Below are 13,097 nucleotides of genomic sequence, written 5' to 3'. Positions count from 1 at the left end.
AAACCTTTCATGAGGGCATCAGGTCAGTCAACCCAATGCCAGAAAATTAAAAAATCAGTTGAATGTCTTGCCTTCGGCGACCAAGAGGGCCAACAAGGGCGCGGGTTGCCAGAACTGGGCATCGTCGTGGGGGTTTTGGGCAAAGCGCTTCATGGCTTCGGCCACGTTGAACAGGCCCACGGTGTCGGCGTAAACCATCGGACCACCGCGCCAGAACGGGAAACCATAGCCGGTGATGTAGACCATGTCGATGTCGCTGGCCTTGCTGGCGATGCCCTCTTCCAAAATATGGGCAGCTTCGTTGACCAGCGAGAACACCAAGCGCTGCACAATTTCTTCGTCCGAAATCTTGCGTGGCGTGATGCCCATGGTGGTGCGGTGCTTCTCGATCATCTCGACCACCACGGGACTGGGGATCGCATCACGCTTTCCCGCTTGGTAGTCGTACCAGCCTGCGCCGGTTTTTTGACCGTAGCGCCCCATTTCGCAGAGCAGGTCAGCCGTTTTGCTGTATTTCAGGTTCGGCTTTTCCACATAGCGGCGCTTGCGGATGGCCCAGCCGATGTCGTTGCCCGCCAAGTCGCCCATGCGGAAGGGGCCCATGGCAAAGCCGAACTTCTCCACGGCTTTGTCCACCTGAGCCGGCGTACAGCCCTCTTCGATCAGGAAGCCAGCCTGGCGGCTGTACTGTTCGATCATGCGGTTGCCGATGAAGCCATCGCACACGCCCGAGACCACCGAAGTTTTCTTGATCTTTTTGCCAATGGCCATCACGGTGGCCAGCACGTCTTTGCCCGTCTGGGCACCGCGCACGACTTCCAGCAGCTTCATCACGTTGGCCGGGCTGAAGAAGTGCATGCCGATCACGTCTTGTGGGCGCTGGGTGAAGCTGGCGATCTGGTTCACGTCCAGGGTGGACGTGTTGGATGCCAGGATCGCGCCGGGCTTCATCACTCGGTCGAGTTCTTTGAAGACCGCCTCTTTCACGCCCATCTCTTCAAACACCGCTTCGATGACCAAATCGGCTTGGCCGATGTCGTCATAACTGAGCGTGGTCGTCAACAAAGCCATGCGCTCGTCGTATTTTTCCTGCTTGAGCTTTCCTTTTTTGACTTGGGCTTCGTAGTTTTTGCGGATGGTGGCCACACCACGGTCAAGCGCGTCCTGCTTCATTTCGAGGATCTTGACCGGGATGCCCGCGTTCAGGAAGTTCATCGAAATGCCGCCGCCCATGGTGCCAGCACCAATGACGGCCACGGATTTGATCTCGCGCTTGGGCGTGTCTTCGGGGACGTCGGCAATTTTGCTGGCGGCGCGATCGGCCATGAAAATGTGACGCAGCGCACGCGACTCGGGCGTGAGCATCAGGTTCATGAAAATGTCGCGCTCAAAAACCAAGCCATCTTCAAACTTTTTCTTTGTGGCAGCTTCCACGGCGTCCACGCACTTGACAGGCGCTGGCAGGTTCTTGGCCATGCCTTTGACCATGTTGCGGGCGAACTGGAAGTAGGCATCGCCTTGAACATGCTTGCAAGGGAGGTTGCGCACCAGTGGCAAAGGACTTCCATCGGCATGGGCTGCAGCCACTTTGCGGGCCAGGGCCAAGGCTTCTTCTGGCAAGCTGTCGGCCGATTGGGCCATGGCATCGAACAATTTCTGTCCGGGCAACATGGCCAGCATCTCGCTCTTGATGGCTTCACCACTGACGATCATGTTGAGTGCAGGCTCGACACCGATCACGCGGGGCAGACGCTGCGTGCCGCCAGCGCCAGGAATCAGGCCCAATTTGACTTCGGGCAGCGCCACGCTGGTACCCGGTGATGCGATGCGGTAGTGGCAACCGAGGGCCAGCTCCAAACCGCCGCCCATGACCACCGAATGGATGGCCGCCACCACAGGTTTGGCCGAGTTTTCACAAGCTCGGATGACGCTGAGCAAATTGGGTTCCTGGATCGCCTTGGGCGAGCCAAACTCGCGGATGTCGGCACCGCCAGAAAAGGCTTTGCCTGCGCCCGTGATGACGATGGCTTTGACCGATGCGTCTTTGTTGGCCTTTTCCAGACCATCGGTGATGCCGATGCGGGTCGACAGGCCCAATCCGTTGACCGGCGGGTTCATCATCGTGATGACCGCGACATCACCGTGGACTTTGTATTCAGCTGTCATGCTGGGCTTCCTTTGCGTGAAAAGTTAAAAAAGAACGACCGTTCGTTTTTGAGCATTGTAGACATAAATAGGCCCGTCAAAGCAGAAATTTTGTCGCCACAGGGACGTGACGGGAACCCACTCTAAGCTGCATCAGACTTCCAACCATTCCTTGCGGATGTAGGTGTTGGCCCTCAGCTCGTCTGGCGTGCCCTGGAACACGATGGCGCCATGGCCCATGACCAGCGCCCGGTCAGAAATGCTCATGGCAATGGTGAGCTTTTGCTCGATCAACAGGACCGAAACACCCCGCGCCTTGAGACTTTGCAAGAATTGGCCCACCAACTCCACAATCTTGGGCGCCAGACCCTCGGTAGGCTCATCGATGATGATGAGGTCGGGGTCTCCCATCAGGGTCCGGCACAAGGTGAGCATTTGCTGCTCGCCGCCCGACAGCACCCCGGCTTCGGTGTGCTCGCGCTCCTTGAGGCGAGGGAACATGGCAAACATGTCATCAAAGGACCAGCGACCGTTTTGTCCGCTGCGTTTTTGGCCCAACTGAAGGTTTTGGCTCACGGTCAGCTTGGGGAAAATCTCGCGGTTTTCAGGCACATAGCCCAAGCCGAGGTGGGCGATTTCATAGGCTTTTTTGCCCTGGATGGGCTGACCCTTCCAGTCGATGCGCCCCTCGCACGTCACCAAACCCATGATGGCCTTGGCGGTGGTCGATCGGCCCGAGCCGTTGCGCCCGAGCAAGGCCACGATTTCGCCTTGCCCCACGTCGAAATTAACGCCATGCAGCACATGGCTTTTGCCGTAGTAAGCGTGGAGGTTGTCGATTTGCAGCATCAGTGGCCTCCTGCTTGGCTGTCTGCGACGGGAGAACCCAGATAGGCCTCCTGCACTTTGGCATTGGCCCGCACGGCCTCGGGGGTGTCGAAGGCGATGACTTCGCCATACACCACCACGGCAATCTTGTCGGCCAAGCCAAACACCACGCCCATGTCGTGCTCCACCGTGAGCAGAGTTTTGCCCACGGTCACGTCCTTGATGAGCTGGATGAAACGCGAGGTCTCGCTCTTGCTCATGCCGGCCGTGGGTTCGTCCAGCAAAATCACCTCCGCGCCGCCCGCAATGGTCACGCCGATTTCCAGCGCCCGCTGCTCAGCGTAGGTCAAATTGACCGCCAACACGTCCCTTTTTTTGTCCAAGCGGATCATTTCCAGCAGCGCGTCGGTGCGCTCGTTGGCGTCTTTCAGGCCCGAAAGGAACTTGAAAAAGCTGTATTTGTAGCCCAGGCTCCAGAGCACCGCGCAGCGCAGGTTCTCAAACACACTCAGCTTGGGAAAGATGTTGGTGATCTGGAAGCTGCGCGACAGCCCCATGCGGTTGATCTCATAAGGCGTCTTGTTCTGGATGGCCAGCCCATTGAGCAAAATCTCGCCACTGGTGGGGCCAAAGCGGCCGCTGATCAGGTTGAACAACGTGGACTTGCCTGCGCCATTGGGGCCAATCACAGCCACGCGCTCACCGGCCTTCACGGCCAAGTTCACACCCCGGATGATTTCGGTCTTGCCGAAGTTCTTGCGCACGTCCTGGAGTTCGAGGGCGTAACTCATAAGGCCGTTTCCCTTCGCTTGATTTCTTTTTCGATGTCGGTCTGGATTTCACCCCAATCGCGTGCAAACTGCCTGCGGGCCAGCTCGAACAAGCCCAGGCCCGTGAGCATGACGAAAGCAGAACCGAACCAACTGTCCAGGCTCTTGGCGTTGAGCGTGGCGCCCATGAACTTGACGGTGTCACCCAGGGCCGAATTGAGTTGCAGGTGATAGACCATCTCGATCATGGCCCCTGCTCCGGCGAGCATGACGATGGCGGTCAGGCCCAAGCCCAGGTAGCTGGTCCAGATCTGGCGAAGCCTGCCGAACTTGGCCACCCGAAGGTTCATCATGATCAGGCTGGCAATGCCGCCTGGGGCATACATGACCATGAACAAAAACACCAAGCCCAAGTACAGCAGCCAGGCCTTGGTCAACTCTGACAGCAGCACAAAGGCGATGATCATCAGCACGGCGCCGATGATGGGGCCAAAGAAGAAGGTCGCACCGCCCAAAAAGGTGAACAACAAATAAGCACCCGAGCGGGCGGCCCCCACCACTTCGGCGGTGACGATCTCAAAGTTCAGGGCAGCCAGGCCGCCCGCGATGCCCGCAAAAAATCCCGAGATGATGAACGCCATGTAACGCACGCGCTGCGTGTTGTAGCCGATGAACTCGACCCGCTCGGGGTTGTCGCGAACGGCATTCAAAATCCTGCCCAACGGCGTCTGCGTGAAGGCGTACATGAGGGCCACACACACCAATGTGTAGGCCGCGATCAGGTAATACACCTGGACTTGCGGGCCATAGGTGATGCCAAAGAATGGCTGACCGGCCACGCGGTTGCCCGAAACGCCCGCTTCCCCCCCAAAGAACTCCGAGAACATGAGCGACATGGCGAACACCAACTCGGCCACGCCCAAGGTGATCATGGCAAAGGTGGTGCCCGATTTGCGGGTGGTGACCCAGCCGAGCAAGATGGCAAAACCCATGCCGGTCAAGCCACCCACAATGGGCAGCAGGCTGACCGGGATGTTGAGCTTGCCCGCACTCACGGCGTTGAGCGCGTGAATGGCCATGTAGGAACCCAGGCCCGTGTACACCGCGTGGCCAAAACTGAGCATGCCGCCTTGACCCAGCAGCATGTTGTAGGACAAGCACGCAATGATGGCGATGCCCATTTGTGCAAGCATGGTGGTCGACAAGTTGCTGGTGAACACCCAAGGTGAGGCCACCAACACCAGCGCAAACAAGCTCCAGATGACCCAGCGGCCGACGTTGTAAGGTTTGAATTTGTAAACAGCAGCCATGGCTTCAAGTCTCGCGTGTACCCAGCAGACCCTTGGGTCGGAAGATCAGGATCAGCACCAAGAACAGGTAGGGCAAGATGGGCGCGACCTGGGACAGCGTGAGCTTGGCAAAGGAATTTTCTTGCGTGGCGGCTGACAAGGCCCAGCCCATGTCCTTGGCCAGGGTCAAAAAGGAGTAGTCAATGGCCACTGCAAAAGTCTGGATCACGCCAATCAGGATGGATGCCAAAAAGGCCCCCGACAGCGAGCCCATGCCGCCCACCACCACAACCACGAAGATGACCGAGCCGACGGTGGCGGCCATGGCCGGCTCCGTCACAAAGGTGCTGCCACCGATCACACCCGCCAGCCCGGCCAGGCCCGTGCCAGCACCAAACACCAGCATGAACACGCGCGGCACGTTGTGGCCGAGCGACTCCACCATGTCGGGATGGGTCAGGGCAGCCTGAATGACCAGACCGATCCGGGTTCGGGTGAGCAAGAGCCACAAGGACACCAGCATGAGCAAGGCCACCAGCATCATGAAGCCGCGTGTGGCAGGAAACGGCGAACACACCACGCGGATGGCGGCATCGCTTGCACTGCACATCTCGGCAGGCGCAGAGCCCCAAACCATGCTCAAGCCATTGGCCGAGTGGTTGATCAGCGTGAACGCCGAGCTGCGCAAAATCTCGGGCGGCGGAAACTCGACCGCCGTGCGGCCCCACACGAGCTGCACCAATTCGACCACCACATAGGACAGACCAAAGGTGACCAGCAATTCGGGGACATGGCCAAATGGGTGCACTTTGCGAAGGGTGACACGCTCAAAAAGCGCTCCACAAGCGCCCACCAAAAACGGTGCAACGATGAGTGCAGGCCAAAACCCTATCCAATTAGACAAGGTGTGGCCGAAATAGGCACCGACCATGTAAAAACTGGCGTGTGCAAAGTTGAGCACGCCCATCATGCTGAAAATCAGCGTCAGCCCGGAGCTGAGCATGAACAACAACAGCCCGTAACTGAGGCCGTTGAGCATGGAAATGATGAAAAACTCCATCACAAACTTTCCAGACCCTGCCAGGTCTTACTGCGTTACCGAAAGTGGGCTGGCTTGTGGCCAACCCGGTCTCATGGGGGCCCAACCGCCCAAAAAAAAGCCCGATGAACCCTCAGGTGATCGGGCCTTGGCCCCACCGCCCATCCCTGAGCGCACGCAACGGATCGCTCAGAGGCCTGGAGCGGCTGGGGGTGCGCCTCAGCCAGGACGCTTCATCTGACAACTGGTGGGTGTGCTGGCGACATAAGAAGGGATATCCTTGACGGGAGCCAGGGTCATACCGGTTTTCTCGGGGCTGTAAGGGTATTTTTTATCCGCTTTTTGCCAAACCGTCATGTACAGCGGTTGCTGCAGTTGGTGGTCGGTCTTGCGGATTTCCACTTCACCATTGAACGTGTTGAACTTCAAACCCTCAAGAGCCGCGGCCACCTTGACCGGATCGGTGGATTTGGCTTTTGCCATGGCAGCGCCAAGAGATTCGTAAATTCGAATGATGGAATGGGTGTAGAAATCATCATTGAACCGCTGCTTGAACTCAGCGGCCCATTTGTCCATTTGACCGCCCATGTTGTAGTGACCATAGGCGATTTGGTACACACGACCTGCACCGTTTTGGCCCAAAGCGGTCGGCGTTCCAGTGACGCCTGTGTAATAGGTGTAAAACTTGCCGTTGTAGCCGCCTTCGTTGGCCGCCTTCACGAGCAAAGCCAAGTCAGAACCCCAGTTGCCGGTGATCACGGTGTCGGCGCCTGAAGCCTTGATCTTGGCGATGTAAGGCGAAAAATCTCGCACTTGTGCCAAGGGATGGAGGTCTTCACCCGCTATTTCAATGTCAGGGCGCTTGCGCGCCAAGTTTTCTTTGGCGAACTTGACGACTTGATGGCCGTGTGAATAGTTTTGGTTGAGGAGATAGACCTTTTTGATGGACTTGTCGTCTTTCATGAAGGTGGTCATGGCCTCGATCTTCATCGAAGTGTCGGCATCAAAACGGAAATGCCAGTAGCTGCACTTGCTGTTCGTGAAGTCCGGGTCAACCGCAGAATGGTTCAAAAAAATGACCTCTTTGCCCGGGTTGCGCTCATTGTGCTTGTTCACCGCATCGATCAAGGCACCTGCAATACCAGAACTGTTGCCTTGGGTGATGTAACGAACACCCTGGTCAAGGGCGGCTTTGAGTGCGTTCAAGCTTTCGGCAGGGCTGAGCTTGTTGTCGATGCCAATCACCTCGAATTTGACGCCGGCCGGATTGGTCTTGTTGAATTTCTCGGCAAAAAACTGAAAGCTCTTGAGCTGGTTGTTACCCACGGGCCCCATCAAACCGGACAAAGGATCGATCCAGGCAATTTTGACGGTTTCGCCCTTTTGCGCATGAGCGCCCAAGGAACAAGCAGCCAAGGCAGCTGCGGCGATCAAGCGGTGGGTGGTTTTCATTCAAGGGCTCCTGCGTTGTGAATTTGTACGGTGTCAGCGTAACCGCTGAAATACCGAATGCGCTCGGGGTTTGCCCCTAAGGCATATCACCCGCGCGACTTGAATCCGCGCGGGTTTGACGCGCATCAAAGACCTGGCAACACGTAGTTGGCCAATTGCTCGCGCAAACGGGTCTTGAGCATCTTGCCCGTGCCCCCCAAAGGAATCGCATCGACAAACACCACATCGTCCGGAATCTGCCACTTGGCGGTCTTGCCATCGTAGAAGGCGATCAATTCTTCGCGGCTGACTTGCGCCCCTGGCTTCTTGACCACGCACACAATCGGTCGCTCGTCCCACTTGGGGTGGCGCATGCCAATGCAAGCGGCCATGGCGACGGCCGGGTGGGCCATGGCGATGTTTTCCACGTCGATCGAGCTGATCCACTCGCCACCGGACTTGATCACGTCTTTGCTGCGGTCGGTGATTTGCATGAAACCATCGGCGTCGATCGTGGCCACATCGCCCGTTGGGAACCAGCCATCCACCAAGGGGTTACCGCCTTCTTGTTTGTAATACGAAGCGATCACCCAAGGGCCTTTGACCAACAGGTCACCCGCCGCCTTGCCGTCGTGCGGCAATTCATGGCCTTGCGCGTCCACGATCTTCATGTCGATGCCGAAGATGCAACGGCCTTGTTTCATGCGCAGCTTCATCTGCGCATCTGCGGGCAAGCTCAGGTGTTTGTTTTTCAGGGTGCACACGGTGCCGAGTGGGCTGAGCTCGGTCATGCCCCATGCGTGCAGCACATCCACGTTGTAGTTTTGCCGGAAGGCATCGATCATGGCGGGTGGGCAGGCCGATCCGCCAATCACCGTGCGGCTGAGGGTGCTGAATGTCAGGCCTGCTGGCGCCATGTGGCCCAGCAGCATTTGCCAAACAGTGGGCACGCCAGCCGCAAAAGTCACGCCTTCGGCTTCGATCAGTTCGTACACCGATTTACCGTCGAGCGCAGGGCCAGGAAAGACCAATTTGGATCCCGCCATGGCCGCGCTGTAGGGAATGCCCCAGGCGTTGACGTGGAACATGGGCACAACTGGCAAGATCGAGTCGCGCGCCGAGATGCACATCGAATCGGGCAAAGCGGCGGCATACGCATGCAGTACCGTGGAGCGGTGGCTGTACAGGGCCCCTTTGGGGTTGCCCGTGGTGCCGCTGGTGTAGCACAAGCTGCAGGCCGTGTTTTCATCGAGCTGCGGCCACGTGTAGTCACTCGGCTGCTGGCCCATCCAGGCCTCGTAACTGACCAGGTTGGGGATGCCGGTGTCGGCGGGCAACTTGTCGGCGTCGCACAAGGCCACAAAGTGGGTGATGGTTTTGCACTGGGCATGCACCGCTTGCACCAGGGGCAAAAAAGTCATGTCAAAGCACAGCACCTGGTCTTCGGCATGGTTGGCGATCCAGGCCAGCTGCTCCGGGTGAAGGCGAGGGTTCATGGTGTGCAACACACGGCCTGAGCCACTCACACCAAAATACAACTCCAAATGGCGGTAACCATTCCAGGCCAGCGTGGCAATGCGCGCGCCTTGCGGCACCTTCTGGGCATCCAGAGCGTTGGCGACTTGGCGTGAGCGTCGGGCCACATCGGCCCAAGCGTAGCGGTGGATGTCGCCCTCCACACGGCGCGAGACGATCTCGCTGTCACCGTGGTGTTTTTCGGCAAAGTCGATCAGTGAAGAAATCAGCAATGATTGCTGTTGCATCAATCCCAGCATGGGGCGCTCCTGTCAGAAGTGTTGTTCTTGAACGAATCATTGTGCACCCGAGTTCAGCCGGTCCTGGGCCTAAAACCCGCCAAAGAGCGGGTGCTTGTCAAGGGGGTGACAATCACACACCATGTCATCTGCTCCTTTGGAAAATCCCGCCAACACACCAGCCGACCAGCCCGTGCTGGACTGGACGCACCGCCTGACCCAACTGGGGACAAGTTTTTTCACCACCTTGCAGCCTACACCCGTGGCAGCGCCCCGCTGGGCGGCCCGCAACGAAGCTTTGCGGCACGAACTGGGCTGGCCCGTACAACTCTTTGACGAGGACCACCTGCAGGCCTTCGCAGGCAATGCGACCATGGTCGGCTCACAGCCTCTGGCCACGGTCTACAGCGGGCACCAGTTTGGGCAATGGGCCGGACAGCTGGGCGACGGGCGAGCCATTTGGCTGGGCGAAGCCGCGTCCACCCAAGGACCCCAGGAAATCCAGCTCAAAGGCGCAGGCCGCACGCCCTACTCACGCGGCGGCGATGGCCGGGCCGTGCTGCGCTCGAGCATTCGCGAGTATTTGTGCAGCGAGGCCATGCATGGACTGGACATTCCCACCACCCGGGCGCTGTGTTTGGTGGCCTCACCCGAGCCGGTGCGGCGCGAAACCCTCGAAACCGCTGCCGTGGTGGCCCGCGTGGCCCCCAGTTTTTTGCGCTTTGGGCACTTCGAGCATTTTTCAGCCCAAGGCGACACGGACAGTCTGCGCGCTCTGGCCGACCATGCCCTCGCCCACCACCTGCCCGAGTGCATGGAACGCGCCACACTTTGGCAAGGCAATGTCTACGCGGCCTTGCTCGATGTGGTGCAAGAGCGCACCGCCCGGCTGCTCGCCTTGTGGCAAGCGGTGGGCTTTTGCCACGGCGTGATGAACACCGACAACATGAGCCTCTTGGGCTTGACGATCGACTACGGGCCCTTCCAGTTCATGGACGGGTTTGATCCGGGCCACGTCTGCAACCACTCGGACCACCAGGGGCGTTATGCCTACGGGCGTCAACCCAATGTGGCCTATTGGAACCTCTACTGCCTGGCGCAAGCGCTGGCCCCTTTGATCGATGACCATGACATGACGCTGGAGGTGCTGGAAGGCTACAAGAGCCAGTTTCCGCGCTTTTTGGGGGATGCGATGCGGGCCAAGCTGGGCCTGACGGGCGCCCTGGCGCCCGAGTCCGAGCGCGAAGCCGACTGGACTTTGGTCGAAGACGTGATGCAGCTGATGGCCGCCGAAAAAGTGGACTTCACCTTGTTTTGGCGGCAACTGAGCCACGCGGTGGTGCAGCAATCCCAGGCCTCGGCGGTGACCGATGCGGCTTGGCGCTCCGTGACCGACCTGGTGCTGGACCGCCCTCGCCTGCTGGCTTGGTTGGCGCGGTACACCGCCCGCACCGGTCAGACGCATTTTTCGGCCATGGGCGATCAGATGCTGCGCACCAACCCGAAGTTTGTCTTGCGCAACCACTTGGCCGAGATCGCCATCCGGCAGGCCCAGGCGGGTGACTTCTCCGAAATCGAGACCTTGCACATGTTGTTAAAGTCGCCTTTCGACGAGCATCCGGGCTATGAGGCCCATGCCGCCCTGCCGCCCGATTGGGCGGGTCAACTGGAAATCAGCTGTTCATCATGAGCAAAATCACCAAAACCGACCACGAGTGGCGCGAACTGCTGGCCGCCAAAGGGGCCGAGCCTGCGGCCTACGCCGTCACACGCCAAGCCGCCACCGAGCGGCCCTTCACCGGCAAATACGAAGGCCATTGGTCCAGCGGCATTTACCGCTGCATCTGCTGCGACGCCGAATTGTTCAAGTCCGACACCAAGTTTGATGCGGGCTGCGGCTGGCCAAGCTTTTTCCAAGCCACCTCCGAACAAGCCATCGAAGAGCGTGTGGACACCAGCCACGGCATGCGCCGAGTAGAAACCGTGTGTGCCCAGTGCGGCGCACACCTGGGCCATGTGTTCGAAGATGGCCCCGCGCCCACGGGTCTGCGTTACTGCATGAACTCGGCTTCGTTAGACTTCGAAGCTTCCTGACCGACCACGGCTGCGGCCCCTTGCGCAGTCTTCAACCATTTTTCATGAAATTCATCCTCGATTTTTTCCCCATCCTGCTGTTTTTCGGCGCGTACAAAATGGCCGACATCTACACCGCCACGGCCGTGTTGATGGGTGCGACCGTGTTGCAAACCGCCATCATTTACAAGATGGACGGCAAGTTGCTGACCATGCACAAGATCACGCTGGTGCTGGTGCTGGGCTTTGGTGCCTTGACGCTGGGCCTGCACGATGAACGCTTCATCAAGTGGAAACCCACCTTGCTGTATTCGGGCCTGGCGATCGCCCTGGCCGTGGCGCACTGGTTGTTGAAGAAAAACTTCCTGCACATGCTGCTGGGCACCCAATTGCAGCTGCCGCACGCCGTGTGGAACCGCTTGAACCTGTCGTGGATGTTGTACTGCCTGTTCATGGCCGCCATCAACGCCTATGTGGCCCATTACTTCAGCACCGAAGATTGGGTGAATTTCAAACTCTGGGGCTATGTGTTCCCTGTCGCATTCATTCTGGGCCAGGGGCTGTACATTTCGCGCTATTTGCCCAAAGACGAAGGCGACCAGAAATGAGCACCGGCACCCTGCCCTTGAGCGCCCAAATCCACGCCCGCCTGACCGAGCGCCTGCAACCCACCGCGCTGCGCGTGATCGACGAGAGCGCCCAACATGCGGGCCATGTCGGGGCCAACGACAGTGGAGAAGGCACGCACATGCGTGTGTGCATTGCCTCACCCCTGTTTGCCGGCATCGGACGTGTTCAGCGCCATCGCCTTGTGTATGATGCGCTGCAAGATTTCATGGACCAAGGCTTGCATGCCCTGGCCATCGAGCTGATCTGAACCGGGCCGTCACCCTTGGGTGGCAGCCCCTTTTTTTGAACCCTAGCCCCCTCTCCGACACCCTGTCTCTTAGGAAAATACGATGAAAAAGCAAATGCTCAGCGCCGCCTTGGTGGCCTTGCTGGCGTCCCCCGTTCTGGCGCAAAACCTGGCTGTGGTCAACGGCAAACCCGTGCCCTCTTCGCGCGTCAAAGCGCTGCAGCAGCAAGTGGAAGCCTCGGGTCGCCCTGTGACGCCTGAAGTCTTGGACCAAATCAAGCAAGAGCTGATCGCCCGGGAAGTCTTCATGCAAGAAGCCCGCAAGCGCGGCTTGGACGCCAGCGAAGAGTACAAAACCCAGTTGGAACTGGCCCGTCAAACCATCCTGATCCGCCAGTTGTTTGCCGATTTCCAGAAGAAAAATCCGGTGACCGATGCCGACATCAAGGCTGAATATGACAAATTCGTCAAGGAAAACGGTGGCAAGGAATACCGCGCCCGCCACATCCTGGTGGAAAAGGAAGACGAAGCCAAGGCTCTGATTGCCGACATCAAAAAAGGCGGCAGCTTTGAAGAATTGGCCAAGAAAGCCTCGAAAGATCCAGGGTCTGGCGCCAATGGCGGTGACCTGGATTGGGCCGCCGCGGGCAGCTATGTGCCCGAATTCTCTGACGCCATGGTGAAACTGGCTAAAGGCCAGATGACCGATGCCCCCGTCAAGAGCCAGTTTGGCTTCCACATCATCCGCGTGGACGATGTGCGTGAGGCCCAGTTGCCCAAGCTCGACGAGGTCAAGCCTCAGATTTCTCAGCAGTTGCAGCAGCAAAAACTGGCCAAGTTCCAGGAAGACCTGCGCGCCAAAGCCAAGATCCAGTGATCTGGACTTTGCCCCTCTGAAAAACGCGACTTCGG

At 58.7% G+C, this 13,097-nt stretch carries 12 protein-coding genes; 5 read left to right on the top strand and 7 right to left on the bottom strand.

Going from position 1 to position 13,097, the window contains the following annotated elements:
• Positions 1-54: 54 nt before the first annotated feature.
• The 7 genes from LHAB_RS11495 to LHAB_RS11465 form a co-directional block, all read right to left on the bottom strand.
• Entirely contained in the window at positions 55-2,166 is a 2,112-nt protein-coding gene (locus tag LHAB_RS11495) for a 3-hydroxyacyl-CoA dehydrogenase NAD-binding domain-containing protein (protein ID WP_090046481.1), read from the bottom strand.
• A 132-nt stretch (positions 2,167-2,298) separates the two neighbouring features.
• A complete protein-coding gene (locus LHAB_RS11490; protein WP_090046479.1) occupies positions 2,299-2,994 on the bottom strand; it encodes an ABC transporter ATP-binding protein in 696 nt (231 codons plus the stop codon).
• Positions 2,994-3,764, bottom strand: a complete 771-nt coding sequence (locus tag LHAB_RS11485; RefSeq protein WP_090046477.1) for an ABC transporter ATP-binding protein — start codon at positions 3,762-3,764, stop codon at positions 2,994-2,996. Before LHAB_RS11485 ends, LHAB_RS11490 begins: the two co-directional genes overlap by 1 nt.
• Positions 3,761-5,053 carry a branched-chain amino acid ABC transporter permease gene (locus LHAB_RS11480; protein WP_090046475.1) on the bottom strand — a complete coding sequence of 431 codons (1,293 nt, stop codon included), beginning with the start codon at positions 5,051-5,053 and terminating at the stop codon, positions 3,761-3,763. Before LHAB_RS11480 ends, LHAB_RS11485 begins: the two co-directional genes overlap by 4 nt.
• Positions 5,054-5,057: 4 nt before the next feature.
• Positions 5,058-6,092 carry a branched-chain amino acid ABC transporter permease gene (locus LHAB_RS11475; RefSeq protein WP_090046473.1) on the bottom strand — a complete coding sequence of 345 codons (1,035 nt, stop codon included), beginning with the start codon at positions 6,090-6,092 and terminating at the stop codon, positions 5,058-5,060.
• A gap of 198 nt (positions 6,093-6,290) precedes the next feature.
• Positions 6,291-7,523, bottom strand: coding sequence for a branched-chain amino acid ABC transporter substrate-binding protein (locus LHAB_RS11470; RefSeq protein ID WP_090046472.1), 1,233 nt, complete (start codon positions 7,521-7,523; stop codon positions 6,291-6,293).
• A 125-nt stretch (positions 7,524-7,648) separates the two neighbouring features.
• Complete coding sequence (locus LHAB_RS11465; RefSeq protein ID WP_090046470.1) at positions 7,649-9,277, bottom strand: 3-(methylthio)propionyl-CoA ligase; 1,629 nt, start codon at positions 9,275-9,277, stop codon at positions 7,649-7,651.
• A 121-nt stretch (positions 9,278-9,398) separates the two neighbouring features.
• Here LHAB_RS11465 and LHAB_RS11460 point away from each other — a divergent pair, with 121 nt between their 5' ends.
• The 5 genes from LHAB_RS11460 (at position 9,399) to LHAB_RS11440 (ending at position 13,062) form a co-directional block, all read left to right on the top strand.
• Positions 9,399-10,946 (top strand): protein adenylyltransferase SelO, encoded by a 1,548-nt coding sequence (locus tag LHAB_RS11460; protein ID WP_090046468.1) that lies wholly within the window; start codon positions 9,399-9,401, stop codon positions 10,944-10,946.
• Positions 10,943-11,350: a peptide-methionine (R)-S-oxide reductase MsrB gene (gene msrB, locus LHAB_RS11455; RefSeq protein ID WP_369814119.1), complete on the top strand. Its 408-nt coding sequence runs from the start codon at positions 10,943-10,945 to the stop codon at positions 11,348-11,350. Before LHAB_RS11460 ends, msrB begins: the two co-directional genes overlap by 4 nt.
• A gap of 44 nt (positions 11,351-11,394) precedes the next feature.
• Positions 11,395-11,937, top strand: a complete 543-nt coding sequence (locus tag LHAB_RS11450; RefSeq protein WP_090046466.1) for a septation protein A — start codon at positions 11,395-11,397, stop codon at positions 11,935-11,937.
• On the top strand, positions 11,934-12,206 hold the full coding sequence (locus tag LHAB_RS11445; RefSeq protein WP_090046464.1) for a BolA family protein: 273 nt from the start codon (positions 11,934-11,936) through the stop codon (positions 12,204-12,206). Before LHAB_RS11450 ends, LHAB_RS11445 begins: the two co-directional genes overlap by 4 nt.
• An 82-nt stretch (positions 12,207-12,288) precedes the next feature.
• Positions 12,289-13,062: a peptidylprolyl isomerase gene (locus LHAB_RS11440; protein ID WP_090046462.1), complete on the top strand. Its 774-nt coding sequence runs from the start codon at positions 12,289-12,291 to the stop codon at positions 13,060-13,062.
• Positions 13,063-13,097: the final 35 nt, after the last annotated feature.

It is taken from the genome of Limnohabitans sp. 2KL-27, assembly GCF_001269345.1.
In the GTDB taxonomy this organism is placed as follows: domain Bacteria; phylum Pseudomonadota; class Gammaproteobacteria; order Burkholderiales; family Burkholderiaceae_C; genus Limnohabitans_A.
This window is presented reverse-complemented; position numbering and strand designations above follow the sequence as displayed.